This is a genomic window from Bacillus sp. FJAT-52991, assembly GCF_037201805.1.
Classification (GTDB): Bacteria; Bacillota; Bacilli; order Bacillales; family Domibacillaceae; genus Bacillus_CE; species Bacillus_CE kandeliae.
In genome coordinates this window covers 1,916,136-1,933,716 of the sequence record NZ_CP147404.1, presented here as the reverse complement: position 1 = coordinate 1,933,716, position 17,581 = coordinate 1,916,136, and the positions used below count along the sequence as shown (strand labels likewise).

Genomic DNA, 17,581 nt, shown 5'->3' with positions numbered 1-17,581 from the left:
GATATAACAATTTTTACATAAGATGGATATTTTTAAAATACATAATTAAGTTTCTTTTTCCTTATTCTAAAACTGTTGTTAAAAACACGAGGAGGGATGATTCATGACGGTAATTACTGACGTCAAGCAAACGTTAGCTGGATTAAAAGGTGCACAAGCTAGCTTCGAAGCCTTTGCACTTGCGACAGATAATGAACAAGCGAAGCAGCTTTATCAAGATGCAGCTCAGCAAGCACAACAAATTGTAGACAATATTTCTCCGCGCCTTGAGCAAATTGAACAAGAAGAGCCTCAATACAAAGAACAATAATAAAATTAGGGAGAGGAGACCCATCTCCTCTCCTTTCACCTTTGCAGGGAAAACAAAGTAAAACTCCGTATTCTTCTAACGCTACCTTACATTGCACTAACATAAAAGGTGGGGGAAGCTGAGGTATAGCTAAGACGCTGATTGGAACGATGCAACATAGGCAGAAAAATGCATTTTCTCTTTCTTTATATGAAATTCAACATATTCGCCAGGATTGGTGATGAAGCCCAGATATTCTTTCTCTGTTATTTTGAATCCGCTTTCATTTAGTTTTTCCTCCACAAACCCTTTATGCAAGTTCTTAGGATGGGAGTTGGGGAAGAAGTGAAGCAGATTAGTAAGTGATCTAGCCTGTGCCCCGTAATAGGAGGTATTCCCAACAATAAAACTATCCTGCTTCAGATAGGGGAGCAATGTTTCCAAGGCAAACGAATGATTCAAAAGCGAATGTTCATTGAATGATAAGCTGTCAATGACACAATCAATGGAGTGTTGTTTCATCGGTAGCCTCAAGTCGCTGTTTACCATGTATAGTACAGGAAGTTGAGGATTCATATGTTGTATCTTTCCTTTTAATTTGCGTAGCATCTCCAAGCTGTTTCCCGTGAATATATAGAAGACATTTGGCTGCAGCGTAGCTACAAATTTTGGAGAAAAGACAAACGTTTCTACGTTGGTCTGAATCACCACTCGATTCGTCAGGTCTTCTTCTGCCATTCGTTTGTACATCCATAAACTTCCTTTTTCAAGCAAGGTGATGAACTCCGGCATAATTTCGTGAAACAACTTCGGGTCATAAATATAGTATTCGTTAGAGGGAGTTTGATCACGGCCGGGTGTTATCACAATTCCGTCTTCGATCTTTGCTTTATATCCGCAATGGCACTCCATTTGGCCACAAAACAAATACTCTCCTTGTATCTGTGCATCTTTAACCCGCAGTGCTTCTTGACACGTAGGGCAATGAAAGAGGGAAACAAAGGATAACGGAACACCTGTTGCTTTCTCTGTTACCGATATTTTGCACAATTGGTCTATTTTTTCGTCGATTAAGCGGGCTGATTGTTCGATCTGTTTTTTTTCCTGCAGTAGCTGTTGTTTTTTTTCAAGAAGTGTCTGGATGTAGTAATCGATATCTTCCTGATCTGTAAACAGGGTAATCCGTTTGAATGACAGGACTTTGTGGATCTCTTGCAGGGTGAACTGGTATTGTTTTAACTCCTTAATTAAGGTCATGTCATCTATGCATGTCTGATCAAATTCGAACTGAGTATCTTTTTTGACAGGGATTACAAGTCCGAGTTCTATATAATAACGGATCGTATCGATAGTGACATCGAATTTTTTAGCAAAGGTACCGATTCTCATCTAATCCCTCCATTCATTCTCTTGAAAAAACATGGGCTATACCCTATAATTTTTAGAATTATCTGACTATAAAAGAGTTGCCATTAGGTTACCTGAACGCCTTATAGTTATTCTACACCTTATAGTTACCCTACGCATAGTAGAAGCAAGCAAAATATTGAATCGATTTTACTCGGTTAAATATTTGAGAATTATATAATAACAAAAACGTAACTTTTCAACAGAATTAGGAGGTTTTGAGAATGGCTGACATCGTGTTTCTTCATGGAGAAGTCATTACGGTAGATGAACAGAATCAAATATTGGAAGCAGTTGCAATCAAGGAAAACCGAATTATTGCTACCGGTACCTCAGAGGAGATTGAGCGTCTTGTAGGTCCGCAGACCAAGGTCATTGACTTAAAAGGGAAAAGTTTGCTGCCGGGATTTATCGACTCCCATTTGCATATTTCCGCCTATGGCATCGACAAGTTGGGAGTAAGTTGTAAAGCTGCCCACATTCATTCATTACAGGATATTTTTCAGGATTTACATCAAAAAGCATCCGAGCTCCCGGCAGGAAAATGGGTGCGGGCTTGGGGCTTCAATGAAACCAAAGTCGCGGAACAACGGTATCCGACTAGAGAAGAATTGGATGAGGTTTCAACAGAGCACCCAATTATCATTATCCGCGCGTGTAACCACATCTCGGTGGTCAACTCAAAAGCACTCGAAATCTTTGGGATTCACGGGAATACGCCTGATCCTAAAGGAGGGATGATTGAAAGTAACAGTGAGGGAGAGCTGACAGGGCGTTTAATTGAAACAGCTCATTTCCAAATTGCCAAGAAAGTCACCTATTCTGAAGAAGAAATCGCTCAAGCCTTGGCGCTCGCGTCTGCCGATTTTGTAGCGGCTGGGATTACCAGTATCCATGATGCAGGTTGCAATGACTCTGATGGCTTTCGAGCGATGTATCAAGCGGTTCAGCAAGATTTGGTCCAAGTGCGTATTTATGCGATGGTCTGCGCAATGGACAATCCCGAACTGTTTTTGGAAAGCATGATTCATGCCGGAATGGTAACAGGTATAGGAGATGACCGGTTCAAAATCGGACCAGCAAAGTTGTTTACGGATGGCAGCAGCAGCGGTCCGACCATCGCTACCCGTAAGCCGTACACAAGCAACCCAGAGGATTACGGTATTTTGTACTACACACAAGAAGAACTGAACCGACGATTAGGAGAAGCGCACAAAAAAGGATTCCAGATTACGGCCCACGCCCAAGGAGATCAGGCGATTGAAGTGGTCTTGAATTGTATTGAGGCGGCCCAGCAGAAGCATTCTCGTCCAGATGCCCGTCCGCGTATTGAACATGCGGGGATTTCAGAACCGGATCTGATTGAGCGAATGAAACAGCTTGGCGTCATCCCGATCCCTAACCCTGCTTTTTTCTACGAGTATGGCGAGGGCTACGTGCATAATTATGGGGAGCGAGTGAATCACATGTATCCATTGCGCGACTTCTTTGACCATCACATCGTTGCAGCAGCTGGCTCCGATAGTCCAGTGACCGATTACCGCCCGCTGTTTGGGATTCAGGCAGCGGTGAACCGGAAGAGCAAACAGGGACAAGAGATTGGAAGCAACCAAACCGTTTCTGTACTGGAGGCGATCCGAGCCTATACATGGAACGGGGCCTACGCTAGCTTTGATGAACAATACAAAGGAAGCATTGAAGTTGGAAAATTGGCCGATCTAGTAATCCTAGACGGAAGCATTTTGCAAGCTGATCCAGCCGATATCGCCGACCTTCCTGTTCATATGACGATCATTGATGGGGAGGTCGTCTATCAAGCTGAATAATACGAAGGCAAGGCGGGACAGAACAAGGGGATAAGGGGGGAGCGGATATTCATCTTGCTAGATTGGAGCGTGCTGAAAACCGCTGTATAAAGTCCATATTATGTTTCCTAAATTAAAAGCCTTTCCAGTTGGAGGGCTTTCATTGATGTTGTTTTTGACTCATTCGTTTGCTTTCATAAAAACACCGGCCATTAAGCCGGTGTCAGAGTCAAGTATGTTCTTATTTATTTCTTCTCAAAATCACATTGTGTAAGAGGAACGACTTTTGTTTTCTTCGTGAATTTATAGCCAAGCCAAACGATTAAGAATAAAGGGAGACCGATATAGGAGATCAGTATGCCGTTCCAATCGATGTCTCCGCTGAAAGCACTATAATTTTGCCCGAGGATGACAATGAGACATAGTCCGAAGGCAAAGATGGGACCGAATGGGAACCATTTTGCTTTATAAGGGAGTTCACTAAGATCCCGTCCTTGTGCAATATAGGCTTTCCTGAAACGGTAATGACTAATTGAAATGCCAAGCCAAGCGATAAAGCCCGACATACCAGATGCGTTTAATAACCAAATATAAACGGCACCATCTCCGAAGAAAGAAGTGAGAAAAGCCAATGTTCCAACGAGAGAAGTTATGATTAAGGCACGAACAGGGACGCCGCGATGATCAAGCTTCGCTAAAAATTTAGGGGCTTTTCCTTCCTTTGCCAAGTCCCGTAGCATCCGTGTAGAGGCATACAAACCGGAACTTCCAGCTGAAAGAACAGATGTTAAAATAATGGCGTTCATGACAGAAGCGGCAAAGGCAATCCCTGCTTGCTCAAACACGAGCGTGAAGGGACTGAGTGTAACATCTTCACTAGCAAGGCTCGGTGTCGTATATGGAATGAGCAAACTGATGACCAAAATCGCAAAAATATAAAACAATAAAATACGCCAAAACACTTGTCGAACAGCTTTTGGAATCGACTCACTTGGGTTATCTGTTTCCCCAGCAGCCACTCCGAATAATTCTGTCCCTTGGAAGGAGTAGCCGGCGGCCATAAAGATTCCTAAAATGGCCATGAACCCACCGTGAAATGGAGCATCGCCAATCGTAAAGTTTTTAAAGCCGACGTACTCGCCACCGATAATTCCGAAAATCATCATCACACCCATGATTAGAAAAACAATGACCGTGACCACTTTAATCATTGAAAACCAATACTCCGATTCTCCAAATCCCTTAACAGACATGTAATTTAATAGAAAGATAAGTATTAAACATAGTCCGCTCCAAAGAATAGAAGGGCTATCTGGGAACCAAAACTTCATCAGCAAGGCCACAGCTGTTAGCTCAGAAGCAATCGTGATCGCCCAGTTATACCAATAATTCCAGCCAAGAGCAAACCCAAGGGCTGGATCAACAAATCGTGTCGCATAGGTGCTAAACGAACCAGATACCGGTAAAAAGGCGGCCATTTCTGCCAGACTTGTCATAACAAAATAGACCATAAACCCAATGACCGAATAAGCAAGAAGGGCTCCGCCTGGTCCGGCTGTATGAATGGAGTTGCCACTGGCAAGAAACAGCCCTGTTCCGATTGTTCCTCCAAGGGCAATCATCGTTAAATGTCTGGATTTCAAATGACGTTGTAACTCTTGCGGTGCTTGGTGGCTAATCTCCTGATTTGTCTCATTTGAAACTAAAGCCGTTGATTGTGAGGTGTTATTTTGCATATTTTGCTCCGTTGCCAAAAACCTATAAAAATCGCTCCGCCTTGTTGCTTTAAACGTAACGGCTTTTCGATTGTTATAGTGTTGCTTGTTCTGACAAAACGGCTTTCCCCCTTATCCATTTCATATTTGCGAGAAACGTTTCTCTGCAACTTGCGTAAATGCTTCTCGATTGTACTTACTTCGCAATGGGCATATTTCTTTATATCATAATTCTATATTTTGTCCATGTCATTAGGTAAAATCCACCTCCATTTGTTGTCCAACAATGAAGGTGGAACAATAGCAGTCTGAATATGGATCTGTTCTTAGCGTAGAACGTAAATGGATTTCATCGTATCGTCAGAAGGACTTTGGAAATAGGCCCCCATTTCTTTTAACTGGCTAATCGTTTCGACATGAGTAGCAGTGATTCGCTCCCCAGGTGTTAGCAATGGAATACCTGGAGGGTAGGGGAGAACCATTTCCCCGCAAAGAGAACCGACCGCCTCTTGTAATGCCACTTTTTTACGAGGCATATGAAAGGCGTCTCGCAATGAAATTTCCGGCTTGTAAAGTGTGCCTTCTTCAGCAAACAACACAGTTTCGCCTTTCTCTTGTGATTCAGTTGGCGACCATTGCTGCAGTTTCTCATCAATTGCTTGAATAGCTCTCACGACTTTTTCAATATCTTCCTGCGTTTCATTTAAAGAAAATAAGAAGACGATATTTCTTGGATCACTGATTTCCGCTGTACAGCCTTGCTCATAAAACAAGTCAAGCAATTGATAACCAGAGATGGCTTCGTTATCACTAGAAATAATCCATTTGAGCGGATCTCGAAAATCTACTTCATCACTGCCTCCCCAAATGGAAAGCGTTTTCAATTCGGGAGTTAATTCTACTCGTCTTTTTTCTAAGCGATTGACGGTTTTTGTTAATTGCGCGCGACCATTCATCACTAGATAACGTCTAGCTAGATCAAGAGAGGCTAACAGCGGATAGGAAGGGCTCGTCGATTGAATCATTCCTAGCACTTGTGCCAATCTTTCGCGGGATACTAGATCACCATTCATATGAAGCATGGAGGCCATTGTCATCGCCGTTAACATTTTGTGAGTGGACTGAACGACGAGATCTGCTCCTTTTGACAGTGCGGAAGGTGGGACTAAATCCGCTTGTCCAAAATGAGCGCCATGGGCTTCATCCACGATTAATGGCACACCTGCTTGATGACAAGTATCGACTAAACGAGAAATATCTTGGCTCATTCCATAGTAATTAGGGTTGGTAATCCATACACCTTTCACATCTGGGTTGTCCTTTAAAGCTTGCTCGATGAAATCAAGCTCAGACACTTTGGCGACTTTTGTTGTTGATTCAATGGCTGGAGCGATAAAAATCGGTTGAGCGCCAGCTAACATTAGCCCATGAAAAACAGATTTATGCATATTGCGTTGAACAAGGATTTTGTCACCAGGACTGCATAACGTAAGAGCGACGCCAATATTTCCGATCGTACTGCCTCCTACAAGAAAAAAGGTATGATCCGCTCCAAAAGCATCGGCTGCTAATATTTGTGCATCTTTAATGAAATCAGTTGGATGATGAAGGTCGTCAATTCCTTTCGATTCCGTGGCATCAATTTTTAAAATGCTTGAAAAACGATCCAATGCTTCTTCATCAAATACACGGCCATCTTTATGACCCGGTACGTGTAACGATGTGCGCTTACTTTTTTCATATAAACAAAGTGCTTCATAAAGTGGTGCCTCTGAATGGTCTAATGTTGAACGAGTGGATTGGTCAAATAATGTTAATGTAAGATTCATATTTTTTCCTCCTATATCCTTCTTGAGTCATTTTTTGAATGAGTGCTCTCACATATTTTCTATAGCAAGTTGTATGCCACAAATTAGACACAAATTAAGGAAAGCTTGTCCTGACGGAGAAAATAATTGAAAATTAAGAATTTGATAGGTCTCTTGAGAGGGAATTTCAATCAAATATAGAGGCGAAAAGCAACAAACCGCCGAAAATTCGGCGGTTTGTTAAGATAGTTTTAATTTAGCTAATTTATATTGCAGCGTTTGTCGGGGGATTTCTAACAATTTGGCAGCTTGCTGAATGTTTCCGTTTGTCTCTTCTAACGCTCGATAAATTAACTGCTCCTCGGTTTCTGCTAATGCTTGCCGTAAAGGCTGTAAGGCGGGAGTTTGGGCATTGATAATGCTGAAATCGCTTTCAACGATGTGAAGGGGGAGATGCTCTTTCATGATCATGTCACCTTCTACTAAGTTCATGGCCGATTCAATCGCATGCTCCAATTCACGAACATTTCCGGGCCACTCATAATGGGCAAGTATCGCCTTTACTTCCTCTGTTGTCTTTGTAACGAGCTTACCAAAGCGGAAATTATACTTCTGAATAAAATGATCCATCAGTAAAGGAATGTCTCCTTTTCGGTCTTTGAGCGGTGGAAGATGAAGGTGAATGACGTTTAGGCGATAATAAAGGTCAGAGCGCAATGTTTTTTCACGTACACAATGCTCTGCTGGTTCATTTAACGCCGCGATAATTCGTACATTTACCGCGAATTCTTTCGTCCCGCCGACTCTGCGTATGCCACCGTTTTGCAGTACTCGTAGTAGCTTCGCTTGAATATCAAGCGGCATCGAATTAAGCTCATCTAAAAACAATGTCCCACCGTCTGCTAGTTCAAACAGACCCGGTCGATCCATCGCACCAGTGTAACTTCCTTTCGCTGTGCCAAATAAAATACTTTCAAGCAAAGAAGAGGGAATCGCGGCACAGTTTTGAGCAATAAAAGGCTGAGTTTGACGAGGGGAGGCATTGTGAATCGACTGCACAAGCAGTTCCTTCCCTGTCCCTGTTTCACCATAGATCAAAATAGGCGAGGTGGTTGCTGCTACTTTTAATGCTGTCGATTTTAATTGATTAAATGCCACATCATTCGTGATGATGTCCGTCATTTGAAAGCTTGCCCCAGTGTTATGACTAGCAGGTTTCTTTTGACTTTTTGTTGTTTCAACCTTTGCCTGCAAGTCTAACAGTTTCTCCGACAATTGCTTAATTTTCGTGAAATTTTTCGCAATTTCAACAGCACCGACTAGTTCGTTGTCCACTTTGATTGGCAATGTAGTATTCACCGTATCTATTAACATACCGCGAATATTAAGGTACGATTGATGCTGATTATAAATAGGCTCTCCCGTTTGACATACCTTCATCAATGTACTCGTGTCAACAGATAAAGAGGGGAAAACATCTAATAAATGTTTACCGAGTACTTCTTCGCCCTCTAATCCATCATGCTTTGCTGCAATATGATTATAAAAAATGGTTATGCCATTTGCATCGACCGCATGAATCCCTTCATCGATCGTGCTTAAAATCGCTTCAAACATTTCTTTTGCATCCGTTACATTTACAAGCATATCTCGCTTTCTCCTTTTTATGTTGAGTGTTCAATAAGTGCTGAATTTTTGTCATTTAGGTGCCGGTTTTTCGGCGGATAGATAGATCATTACATATTCTGATAGAGAAAGATGTGAATTAGTAAACTATTCAGAAGTATTCAATATTATCATGAGGGAGTTGAGAGAAGTTTTCAATCATTTTTTGAGAAGTTTTTCTTGTGGAAAGAAAAAAAGACAAGTGCCCCAAGCGAGGCACTTGTCCAATTAACAGTCTTCAGATTTATGGTGATGTAACGGAGGGGGAATGAGCCAGCCTTTTTCTTTATTTAGTCTTAATACTTTTCCTCCGAGAGCCGCTTTTTGTATATGAAATTGACCAAACATCATCGCAATATCTTCGCGAATACATTGTCCCATCGCTTGGCTACAAGCCACTAATCCAGCAGAAATTGCCATCGATAGACCAGCCGCAATTTCTGGATCCGTAAATCTTGCGCCAATTGGAATATCTTCTAAGCATGCGTTAGGACGTTCAGGAGGGGTTGGTGGAAGTCCAACACCGTTTTCTTTTAATAAAGTTTCCACCTGTTGAATTTCTTGCCGGGCTTGTTCGATCTTTTCCTGAAGCAGTTTCTTTAAATCTTCATCTCCAGCATGGTTCAGATGTGTTTGAAAGCCAGCGACTGCCCCTTTCGCAGCTAACAAATAAGACCAAGTCGCAAATACTTCTCCATAATGCATCGGTTCTGTTTGAGGATTGCCACTTAAAATACCCATAAACACGCTCCTTATCCTATTAGTGAAATTCATTGAAATCACGCTCCTTGTCGAGTTTTTCACTCAAAGGAGTTCAAACAACATCAGTATTTGTTAATGTATGATTTTTTATTCGTAATGGATGAGAGCGTATCCTTTGAATAAATTCAAAAGAGAAAACTTATAATAATGAGGCTTGTCCAGCGTGAAGTCAACACCATACTATGTGTTTTACATAAAATAGAGAAGATGGAGATGTAGGGATGGTGAACATAATGAAACACCAGCAACAGACAAGCAATAAAGGAGACAATCTCACAAAGGAAAAAAGTGAAAAAGTGTTAGCGTTAGAAAAAGAAGTGGCATTAGGCCTCTGGGTTCAAGTAGTAGGCCAGCTTATTGAAGTTAAAGGCTTATCAGGGCTTTTGCAAATAGAGAATGATACAAGCGGAGCGGGGGAGCAACAAATACTGACCGGTGTTTGGATTCGAACGATTGGCCAAATAGTGGAGGCGATTTCTGTAACCAATCAAATCAACGAAACGGATCTCATCAAGCTGCTTCAAGAACAAAAAATCGCTATTACCGGAGACTTGCTTGTAGCGATTGGTGCAGCTTATGAAACGGTTGGAGGGCTTCGGGTACTTGAAGAAGAAACCGCTAAGACGACTCGGATTATTCCTTAATGTAAGGGTGCAGTTCTTTCTTTTATTCGTTAATAAGGATTTGAAATTTTTTATGGTACTTATGAAAAGAATTGAGATAATACTAAAATTGTAAGCTTAAAAAGCTTTGGGAGTTTATTGGACAAAGATTTCACTTGTCATTATCATCAAAAATTGAATTCCAAAACCAAAATACAAATGAAGAAGCAAACGCATATGCAAATAGTTCAATATTTTGGAAAAATGGAGTAAACTGATTAAAAAATTGATATATAAGAATATGGACTAAGAGAGACGTTATTAAATAAACAAAAAGATGAATGATATTAAATTTCTGGGTTTTAGTGAACTTTAACAAGATGAGTTTCAGGGGTATTGCAAAGACAAGATAAATAAGTGCGAATATGATAGTTGCAGAAATTAGAGTCCATAGTAATCCCAAAGTGACACCGTTAGTTAAAACATTGTAAAATTCTAAAACAGTATAAAAGATTGCCATTAGAGCTGAAGAACATAATAGAGCTTTAAATGTGTTCATATAATCCCTCCTTGTTACTTATTATTGTAACATAAATCTATGGATTATTTTGGAAACTATCACATTGACTTGTTATTCAGGTTTTTAAGTTTAAATTTAGGAGGATATCAAGGGGTACCGCCAGCATTTCGGAAAAAACACGCTAAGCAAATTTCGACAAAAAAAGAGCCGGATTTTACCCCGTGAAGAGTAAAATGGCTCTTTAATATTTAAGAACTCCACGGTTTGCGCTATGAGCGTTACCGTGGAGTTCAAAAGGTAAAAGCACAAGTTTTAATGACGGCCATCATACAAAACTTGAAAAAATGAGTCCAACTTCGCTCGCTCAAGAAAGTTGGCTTCCACCTCAAGCATCAAATTATAGAAGAAACTACTTTGTAAAACAAATAGAAACATGAACGTGCCAACAAAATTCTTGGCCTATTCATTGACATCATCTTTTTTCTAGATTAGAGAAGGTGTATGGATACCCTTGAAGTTTTAATTTTCACAAAAAGGATTAAGTTCACCTTGTGGTAACGAGCTTACTGCCAGTGCTTTTTCCAATTTTTTATTACTGCACTTGGGTTTTTATATTGAGGGAAGTTCCTTTTTTCTATTTCTTTTACTGGATCGATGGTGAAAGTCATGAAGTCCCATCTTTTAATTACAGGATCATATAAAACCGTTTGAAATTTGTTTTTACTTAAAATTTGAGCGCGTTTTGAGTACATGAAAGTGTCACCATGCATAATCTTTGTTAAAGCACCATTTTTCATATAAAACCAATCAGCTACTTCAACTTTATCTCCGGCAGAATAAGCTACTGCCAATATATCGGGTTGTCCCTTATATTTAGAGGGGAACATGTGAACAGTTTTTCTAGTAGCATTTAATAAATAATCTTTGAAGTAGTACTTGGATTTCTTGATGTGGCTAGTTTTAATTTTCTGAGTATATAATGTGTAGTTGCCTTTATATAATTGGTCCCCTTCATCAGCTTCCATACCTACTGCCGCCCAATCATCTCTATCAGCAGTAGCTGTAGCCTTTTTCTCGCCAACTCCCGCAAAATAAACTTTGTAGGCAACACCGTTTGCATCTTTCAATGTATAGGTAACTCGACTCTGTTTTGGGGTAATCGGATTTTTTGCTTCAGCATTTTGAGTTGGAATCGTCAAGAAAACCACCAAAGATATCACGGTACATAAAGCTATAAACCATTTCTTCATCTTCATCCCTCACTTTGTCATTGATAAGAATATATTACCAGGTTTCTAGTAGAATAAAAAGAATGTTTAGAAAAAACTTGAAAATTGATAGATATAAAGTTTTAGAGAGGAACAGGGAATTTTCTATACTTTTAGAATGAATGTTCTTATTGAGTTTATAATAAACCCCTGTCCTTAAAAAAGACAGGGGTTTAAAATAATCTATTTATCTTTCACAAGCCCAGCCATCTTTATCACGGTCATGTTTAGACTCGTATCTGTTGCTTAAAAAAATAGTTTGATCATTATCTATGTTGCTCCACAATCACGCCCGATTGTTTAATTTGAAATTTGTAATTTCTCTACTTTACATCGACAACTATTGATCCAAAATGTTCGGTACCGATAAAGACTTCTAACCGTCATATCCCAGCTTTAGATAATGACATGTTAGAAAAAATATTAAATTTCAATAGTTCATACAATTAATTAAGGTGATAATATTCCTAATAAGGGTAGTGTTTGTTATAGGCTTTAATTTCATCAGGTAAATTTCAGAAAGTGATATAGATCCAATTTGATTTAATTACGACATCATTCACTCTTGTTTGTTTCAAGTCACAGTTACAGAAATAAAAATTGTTTCATTTAAAGGGGGAGATATTGTATGAACGAAAAGGAGAACTCTTCAGAAGATAAAAATAAAGAGGATATAAAAATTTCAATTGTAATACCCGCCCATAATGAAGAAAAGTACATTGGAAAATGCTTAGAATCTATTTCAAAAGCCTCAAAATTATTTAAAAATCAAGTTGAAATCATTGTTGTGTTAAATCGATGTACAGACAGAACGGAAGAAATTGCAAAATCGTATAAATGTATCATAATAAAGAATAACGATAAAAACCTTTCTAAGATTAGGAACGCAGGTGTTGAAATAGCTAGAGGTGAAATCATCGTTACAATTGATGCGGATACACAGATGAACGAACATGTGTTGTCTAAGGCAGAGGAGAACTTAATCACTGGAAAGTACATTGGAGGCGGAGTTACAGGAAAATTTGAAAGAATGTCTTTGGGAATTTTTGTTTCAACTTTGTTATTAATTGGGCCACTATTCTTTAAATATGGAGCAATTTCTGTGGGAATCTTTTGGTGCTACAAAAAGGATTTTAAATCGATTAAGGGATTTAATGAAGATATGCTTATGGCAGAAGATGCAGATTTCGCTAAACGATTAAAAGAGTGGGGAAAAAAGAAGGGGAAAAAATACGGGACGATTCAAAATGGGATGATAACTTCAAGCAGAAAGTTTGATAAACATGGAGACTGGGTTTTACTTAAACGTCCGAAAATGATCCTAGCTTATCTTAAAGGAAAAGACCAGAAATATGCGGATGAAGCATATTATGAAAATCAAGATAGATAAAAATAGAAGTACCATTATACATTTTCCTATAAATTCATTTAAAATTCTATATTCAATTTTCAGTAAATAATGACAAAAATAAAAAGCAAGACCGATGATCGTTTCGGTCTTGTTTTTTATTTGCTGTTTTTTCATTGATCTGTCATTCACAGTAGGCATGACAGTTTTTCTTATTACAGCATTTTGTATTTATGCACGCTGAGGTTATATTTATTAAGACGTCTCAAAAGGAGCGTTCGTCATAGTACTCCGTTTTTCGTTTTTATTGGAATTACTTTAATCCCTTTAATCCCTTTAATCCCTTCATATGTTTTATCGAGCATTTCTTCTGTTGCTACAAAGAATACACCCATCAGAAAGATGAACACAGCTCCAACAACTGTCCCAATGCCAATAGGAGTCAAAACGCTGAAACCGCTTTCAAAAAAACCGAGTAAAAAAGTAATAATTCCAATTGAAAGTACCGTTCCACAAACATATTTCACAGCATTTAGTATTTTAACGTTAGATTTCATTTCACTCATCCTCCTTTAAATATATTATTCATTAAATTCACAAAATTGTCAATTTTAAATATTATTTTTTAGTCAATTTATCGACATTTTTATATAGGCGCTTTTAATTTTTCTATATATGGTTTATAATATACGTTTTTGTCCTTTTTCATAACAAAAAATAAAAAAGAGCCTGTATCGGTCATTATTTAGTCATTGACGATACAGGCTTTTGCCGTTTTGTTTTTTCTACCTATTAATAAGGAAGCTGCTCTATAATCTCTTCAATTTTTCGCTTATAAGTACGTAAGATGGCCTTGTCTTGGATATGAACCAATTTTGTTTGTAAGGCTTCGCTGTCCATTTCGTTCATGATAGGCAAGGCGTCTTTTTTTAACATCATACATAGGGCATTAACTGCGACTTTCTCGCAGATTTCTGACTCATCTAGCCATTCCATTAATATGGCTACGGTAGGTTTCGAACTGGTGAATAAAGAATCCCAACCATCAATCGGATTTCGTACCCAATTTTTCATCCATGAAATGACTCGCTGAGAATGAAATTTAGCTAATTGGGCGTTCGCGTCAAACCCATCGATCTTTTGGTTATACTTTGAAGCTTGAAGTTCTAAATCTTGAAAAATATGATCAAGCGCTTCTTTCTCTGGTAAAGCATCATAACTTAAACGAGCTCGAATGCTTCTTAATTCATCTTCTGTTTGAACAAATGGAGCCTCGCCATTTAAGTACATGTCAAACATGTCCGGTTCCCATAACGCTCGAACCCAATCTGCCGCACCTTTCTTTGCGGTGGCTCCCATCATTTTGGTCCAATAGGAAAAGTGGGAAGGATCACACACCATTCGATCATACCAAGCTTTGAAAATGTCGAATCGATCATAAGCTTCATACGCCTGTTGAACCTTTTCTAATTCAATGCCATGATAAAGCGTATACTCAATTAATTCCTCTAAGCTTGTTGCTGCTTCTAATGAAATGCTTAGAAAGCGAGTCATCCACGTTTGCCACTGTTGCAGCGCTTCACATTTTAAGTCAATGCCATGTTCATTTGTCACATCCGTCCATTCCCAAATCCAAGCTCCATACAGTTGAATAATCGTTCGAATAAAGGCTTCTAAATTCGGTGCTAAAGTGACGATTTCGCCTTCTTCATGCAAAAAACAAACAACAGAAAAATCGTTCTTTATGTCCAACATCACTGGGTTACCCGCTCCGGAGCTGCTGAAGGAAAGGTACCGTCGATCATCCAATTCTCCTACACATTCCAGATCTGTTGGGTCTTCAAACCAGCCGACTTCAATGGAGCTCCAGCCCATTTCTCCACTCATAGCTGGTAAAGTATCTGGTTCCATCACAGAGTCTGGGAAATCCCAAAGATAAGTGAGATGGCGGCAACTTTGCAATAGCTCCTGTAATTTTTCAGGTAAGGTGACTCCAAGCTGTTGTTCCAGTTCGGTCAGCTCACTATTACTCATTCCTTCCGCTTTTTCGTAACGAACAATGTCCATTCCTGCATCTTTCATCGCTAACACCATGTCGTCGATTTGTTGCAGGCATTCTTTTACCCATATGCTCATCTTATTTTTCCCCCTAGAAGCTGGTCTATGATTTTAAGAGCGAGCTGGTCAGCTTCCTCTGATCGATAGGCAGTATCTTCTAAAATTTCATTGACTCCGAGAAGATCATACATTTCCATCGTTGTCACAAGGTGAACCGTTCGGTTATGTAGTAACCATTCCAGCGGCCATAAGTCATCATCCCAATTAAACTGCATCACATAAGCATGAATAAGCTCCGACGAATTCAAATACTCTAATTTCCTCATAAGAATCTCCGCTGATTCCTCATATAGCAGTTCATCAATCAAGGATTGTTCTTGTTTGGTTAAAGTTAATCGAAAGGCATCTTCTGTCTCGATTAAAAGATCCGCTATCTTTTTATCATAGCGCGCTTGGTACCATGGGGTATAACGAATACCTTTCGGATGATTCAACTGTACTCCATATTGAATGAGCAGTTCGACTACCTCGCTATTTCCAAACTTAATCGCTTTACTAAGAACTGTTTCACCGAGTTTATCTTTTATTTCAAGATTAGGCTCCAGCTGAAGATAGGCCTCTATCCAATTCGCCGGACATTTGTGAGTAATCATTACATGCAATGGTGTACGCCAAGAAGCATCTTGAGCGTTTCGCTGTTCACCTTTTGCTAGCTCGATTACTTTTTCCCACTCTTTTGCTTTAATCGCTTCAAATATAGACAATCGCATTCTTCCTTTCTAGTAAATAAAAAAGCTCCATTTTCAGTTTTACAAAAATGCAAAGTTAAAGCCTATTGCTTTACTTTATTGTTTATATATTTCACGTTGCAGTCATTAATCATATACAGTAGAAATTTCTTTGTTTCTTTCGCTCGTTTCCACCTTGATGAAAAGAACGAGCTTGTATGGTCGTCATGTCGTAATCGCAAAGCTTCTTTAAACAGTAAATTCCATTTGTTTGGGAGCGTTTGTAACGCATATTCGACTGCTTTCTCTTTCGGAATAATCTTCTTATACTTTAACGAACAATAGATTCGACACGTGGTTAATACTGCATCCTCAACCCCATCATCCAACAGGAAATACCAGCCGATCTTGGCTTTATTAGCCCAATATTTGTTTACGTTATAGCTCATTGTCTTTTCAACATCGCACCAGATTGTAGGAATCTTTAGCTCGTCCAAGTTGACGCCTATGACTGATATACCATGATGTTTTAGTGTCCACCATGTCACATGATTGATATCCCAGTATTGAGATTTCTTAAATGTTCCACTTGCACAACAGGGGTAAGGTTGTAAATCGTTATTTTCCTTACCGATGTCCGCTAAACAGATGTACATTCCATCCAGTTTCTCAGCAAGAGGATTCATTTTTTTCACTTTCTGGTGAAGTTTACTTAAACGATCTAACTCTGTATTTGTTAAACTTCTTTTTAAAATCGTTATAAAATCAACATCACTCTTTCGTTCATCAAATGCTGATAGAGCAATCGAACCATAAAGGTAAACTCCATAGATCACATCAGACAATTCAGCCTCCAGCAAGTTCGTATAATCTAGTAATAATGAGTTTACTTCGTTTGGTATGTTTACATTTTCATTCATCTCATGACCCACCTTGATAGAATTAGAAAAATAAAAATAATCGGTACCATCACAATGACGCTAATCACAAGATAGAAACCAATTGTTCTTAATCGAATGCGATTCGCTTTCATTGAAAGGTACAATACAAAGGACATATATGGAATTAACAATAAAACCGCAGATATTAACCCAGGCATATAGCTTTGAAAAACCATCGATTGAACGATGTGAGTCAATCCATTAATAAGCAATAAACAGGCACTCAGCATGGTTAACATGAAGGTGAGCTTATTTCTAAATTTATACTCAAGGATAACCACTACCGCCACGACGACCGTTAACAGGACCATCGCAAACGCTAAGGAATGAAAAGAATATAACTCTCGCAAAAATGCAAAAGACTCACCTGCTAAATGTTCATTCGCCCAGCTTCCTAACTGGGGGAGTTCTTCGACATTATGTATGGCAAAAATAATCGGGAGTGCCCACAGTATTTTGTAAAAAAGGTTTTTGTGCATAGGGAAGTCTCCATTTCAATAAGAAGTGCGTTAGATTGAATGCTAGTTTAATGATGGATGTCTCGATGATCCTAATTATACCAATTATTTTGGTGGGGAACTATGGAGATGGATAAGGGGGGCGATTTTGTGGCAAGAGAAGGGGGGATTTTTTTCATAGAATAGGTAAAGCAACTTGTAATAAAA

17 protein-coding genes and 2 pseudogenes are annotated in these 17,581 nt (G+C 39.1%); 5 read left to right on the top strand and 14 right to left on the bottom strand.

Features of this window, described 5'->3' with window-relative positions; genetic code table 11:
• Window positions 1-103 precede the first annotated feature (103 nt).
• Entirely contained in the window at window positions 104-310 is a 207-nt protein-coding gene (locus WDJ61_RS09855) for a DUF1657 domain-containing protein (protein WP_338749212.1), read from the top strand.
• Window positions 311-439: 129 nt separating this feature from the next.
• Here the strand turns inward: WDJ61_RS09855 and WDJ61_RS09850 are convergent, their stop codons facing one another.
• Entirely contained in the window at window positions 440-1,678 is a 1,239-nt protein-coding gene (locus tag WDJ61_RS09850) for a MerR family transcriptional regulator (RefSeq protein WP_338749210.1), read from the bottom strand.
• Window positions 1,679-1,920: 242 nt separating this feature from the next.
• Here WDJ61_RS09850 and WDJ61_RS09845 point away from each other — a divergent pair, with 242 nt between their 5' ends.
• Window positions 1,921-3,522, top strand: coding sequence for an amidohydrolase (locus WDJ61_RS09845; protein ID WP_338749208.1), 1,602 nt, complete (start codon window positions 1,921-1,923; stop codon window positions 3,520-3,522).
• A gap of 224 nt (window positions 3,523-3,746) precedes the next feature.
• Here the strand turns inward: WDJ61_RS09845 and WDJ61_RS09840 are convergent, their stop codons facing one another.
• The 5 genes and pseudogenes from WDJ61_RS09840 to WDJ61_RS09825 all read right to left on the bottom strand — a co-directional run bounded on the left by WDJ61_RS09840 (window position 3,747) and on the right by WDJ61_RS09825 (window position 9,430).
• Window positions 3,747-5,237, bottom strand: a complete 1,491-nt coding sequence (locus WDJ61_RS09840; RefSeq protein WP_338749205.1) for an amino acid permease — start codon at window positions 5,235-5,237, stop codon at window positions 3,747-3,749.
• Between the two features lie 53 nt (window positions 5,238-5,290).
• Window positions 5,291-5,416 (bottom strand): annotated as a pseudogene (locus WDJ61_RS19065) (RNA-guided endonuclease TnpB family protein); the annotation flags it as partial.
• Window positions 5,417-5,542: 126 nt separating this feature from the next.
• Window positions 5,543-7,045 (bottom strand): aminotransferase class I/II-fold pyridoxal phosphate-dependent enzyme, encoded by a 1,503-nt coding sequence (locus tag WDJ61_RS09835; RefSeq protein WP_338749203.1) that lies wholly within the window; start codon window positions 7,043-7,045, stop codon window positions 5,543-5,545.
• A 219-nt stretch (window positions 7,046-7,264) separates the two neighbouring features.
• On the bottom strand, window positions 7,265-8,671 hold the full coding sequence (locus WDJ61_RS09830; RefSeq protein ID WP_338749201.1) for a sigma-54 interaction domain-containing protein: 1,407 nt from the start codon (window positions 8,669-8,671) through the stop codon (window positions 7,265-7,267).
• A gap of 246 nt (window positions 8,672-8,917) precedes the next feature.
• Window positions 8,918-9,430, bottom strand: coding sequence for a DUF3231 family protein (locus WDJ61_RS09825; RefSeq protein WP_338749199.1), 513 nt, complete (start codon window positions 9,428-9,430; stop codon window positions 8,918-8,920).
• 254 nt (window positions 9,431-9,684) lie between these two features.
• Between WDJ61_RS09825 and WDJ61_RS09820 the strand changes: the two genes are divergently transcribed.
• A complete protein-coding gene (locus WDJ61_RS09820) occupies window positions 9,685-10,095 on the top strand; it encodes a hypothetical protein (RefSeq protein ID WP_338749197.1) in 411 nt (136 codons plus the stop codon).
• A 130-nt stretch (window positions 10,096-10,225) separates the two neighbouring features.
• Here WDJ61_RS09820 and WDJ61_RS19060 read toward each other — a convergent pair whose 3' ends face one another.
• Entirely contained in the window at window positions 10,226-10,612 is a 387-nt protein-coding gene (locus tag WDJ61_RS19060; protein ID WP_413789004.1) for a UPF0715 family protein, read from the bottom strand.
• Between the two features lie 213 nt (window positions 10,613-10,825).
• Here WDJ61_RS19060 and WDJ61_RS09815 point away from each other — a divergent pair.
• A pseudogene (locus WDJ61_RS09815) lies at window positions 10,826-10,921 on the top strand (transposase); the annotation flags it as partial.
• Window positions 10,922-11,136: 215 nt separating this feature from the next.
• Here the strand turns inward: WDJ61_RS09815 and WDJ61_RS09810 are convergent.
• Both WDJ61_RS09810 and WDJ61_RS19055 read right to left on the bottom strand, forming a co-directional pair.
• Window positions 11,137-11,823 carry a hypothetical protein gene (locus tag WDJ61_RS09810; protein WP_338749195.1) on the bottom strand — a complete coding sequence of 229 codons (687 nt, stop codon included), beginning with the start codon at window positions 11,821-11,823 and terminating at the stop codon, window positions 11,137-11,139.
• 205 nt (window positions 11,824-12,028) lie between these two features.
• A complete protein-coding gene (locus WDJ61_RS19055) occupies window positions 12,029-12,127 on the bottom strand; it encodes an excalibur calcium-binding domain-containing protein (protein ID WP_413789003.1) in 99 nt (32 codons plus the stop codon).
• Window positions 12,128-12,469: 342 nt separating this feature from the next.
• Here WDJ61_RS19055 and WDJ61_RS09805 point away from each other — a divergent pair, with 342 nt between their 5' ends.
• Complete coding sequence (locus WDJ61_RS09805; protein ID WP_338749193.1) at window positions 12,470-13,231, top strand: glycosyltransferase; 762 nt, start codon at window positions 12,470-12,472, stop codon at window positions 13,229-13,231.
• Window positions 13,232-13,470: 239 nt separating this feature from the next.
• Here the strand turns inward: WDJ61_RS09805 and WDJ61_RS09800 are convergent, their stop codons facing one another.
• The 5 genes from WDJ61_RS09800 to WDJ61_RS09780 all read right to left on the bottom strand — a co-directional run bounded on the left by WDJ61_RS09800 (window position 13,471) and on the right by WDJ61_RS09780 (window position 17,395).
• A complete protein-coding gene (locus WDJ61_RS09800) occupies window positions 13,471-13,746 on the bottom strand; it encodes a hypothetical protein (RefSeq protein WP_338749191.1) in 276 nt (91 codons plus the stop codon).
• A gap of 235 nt (window positions 13,747-13,981) precedes the next feature.
• Entirely contained in the window at window positions 13,982-15,325 is a 1,344-nt protein-coding gene (locus WDJ61_RS09795; protein ID WP_338749189.1) for an SMI1/KNR4 family protein, read from the bottom strand.
• A complete protein-coding gene (locus WDJ61_RS09790) occupies window positions 15,322-16,011 on the bottom strand; it encodes an ankyrin repeat domain-containing protein (RefSeq protein WP_338749186.1) in 690 nt (229 codons plus the stop codon). The genes WDJ61_RS09795 and WDJ61_RS09790 overlap by 4 nt, the downstream gene beginning before the upstream one ends.
• 68 nt (window positions 16,012-16,079) lie before the next feature.
• Window positions 16,080-16,895, bottom strand: coding sequence for a nucleotidyltransferase domain-containing protein (locus tag WDJ61_RS09785; RefSeq protein WP_338749184.1), 816 nt, complete (start codon window positions 16,893-16,895; stop codon window positions 16,080-16,082).
• Complete coding sequence (locus tag WDJ61_RS09780; RefSeq protein WP_338749182.1) at window positions 16,892-17,395, bottom strand: HXXEE domain-containing protein; 504 nt, start codon at window positions 17,393-17,395, stop codon at window positions 16,892-16,894. The genes WDJ61_RS09785 and WDJ61_RS09780 overlap by 4 nt, the downstream gene beginning before the upstream one ends.
• Window positions 17,396-17,581: the final 186 nt, after the last annotated feature.

Excerpts from the sequence above, each read along its gene's own strand:
- WDJ61_RS09855 (WP_338749212.1), top strand. The coding sequence starts at position 104 with ATGACGGTAATTACTGACGTCAAGCAAACGTTAGCTGGATTAAAAGGT.
- WDJ61_RS09850 (WP_338749210.1), bottom strand. The coding sequence starts at position 1,678 with ATGAGAATCGGTACCTTTGCTAAAAAATTCGATGTCACTATCGATACG.
- WDJ61_RS09845 (WP_338749208.1), top strand. The coding sequence starts at position 1,921 with ATGGCTGACATCGTGTTTCTTCATGGAGAAGTCATTACGGTAGATGAA.
- WDJ61_RS09840 (WP_338749205.1), bottom strand. The coding sequence starts at position 5,237 with ATGCAAAATAACACCTCACAATCAACGGCTTTAGTTTCAAATGAGACA.
- WDJ61_RS09835 (WP_338749203.1), bottom strand. The coding sequence starts at position 7,045 with ATGAATCTTACATTAACATTATTTGACCAATCCACTCGTTCAACATTA.
- WDJ61_RS09830 (WP_338749201.1), bottom strand. The coding sequence starts at position 8,671 with ATGCTTGTAAATGTAACGGATGCAAAAGAAATGTTTGAAGCGATTTTA.
- WDJ61_RS09825 (WP_338749199.1), bottom strand. The coding sequence starts at position 9,430 with ATGGGTATTTTAAGTGGCAATCCTCAAACAGAACCGATGCATTATGGA.
- WDJ61_RS09820 (WP_338749197.1), top strand. The coding sequence starts at position 9,685 with ATGAAACACCAGCAACAGACAAGCAATAAAGGAGACAATCTCACAAAG.
- WDJ61_RS19060 (WP_413789004.1), bottom strand. The coding sequence starts at position 10,612 with ATGAACACATTTAAAGCTCTATTATGTTCTTCAGCTCTAATGGCAATC.
- WDJ61_RS09810 (WP_338749195.1), bottom strand. The coding sequence starts at position 11,823 with ATGAAGAAATGGTTTATAGCTTTATGTACCGTGATATCTTTGGTGGTT.
- WDJ61_RS09805 (WP_338749193.1), top strand. The coding sequence starts at position 12,470 with ATGAACGAAAAGGAGAACTCTTCAGAAGATAAAAATAAAGAGGATATA.
- WDJ61_RS09800 (WP_338749191.1), bottom strand. The coding sequence starts at position 13,746 with ATGAAATCTAACGTTAAAATACTAAATGCTGTGAAATATGTTTGTGGA.
- WDJ61_RS09795 (WP_338749189.1), bottom strand. The coding sequence starts at position 15,325 with ATGAGCATATGGGTAAAAGAATGCCTGCAACAAATCGACGACATGGTG.
- WDJ61_RS09785 (WP_338749184.1), bottom strand. The coding sequence starts at position 16,895 with ATGAATGAAAATGTAAACATACCAAACGAAGTAAACTCATTATTACTA.
- WDJ61_RS09780 (WP_338749182.1), bottom strand. The coding sequence starts at position 17,395 with ATGCACAAAAACCTTTTTTACAAAATACTGTGGGCACTCCCGATTATT.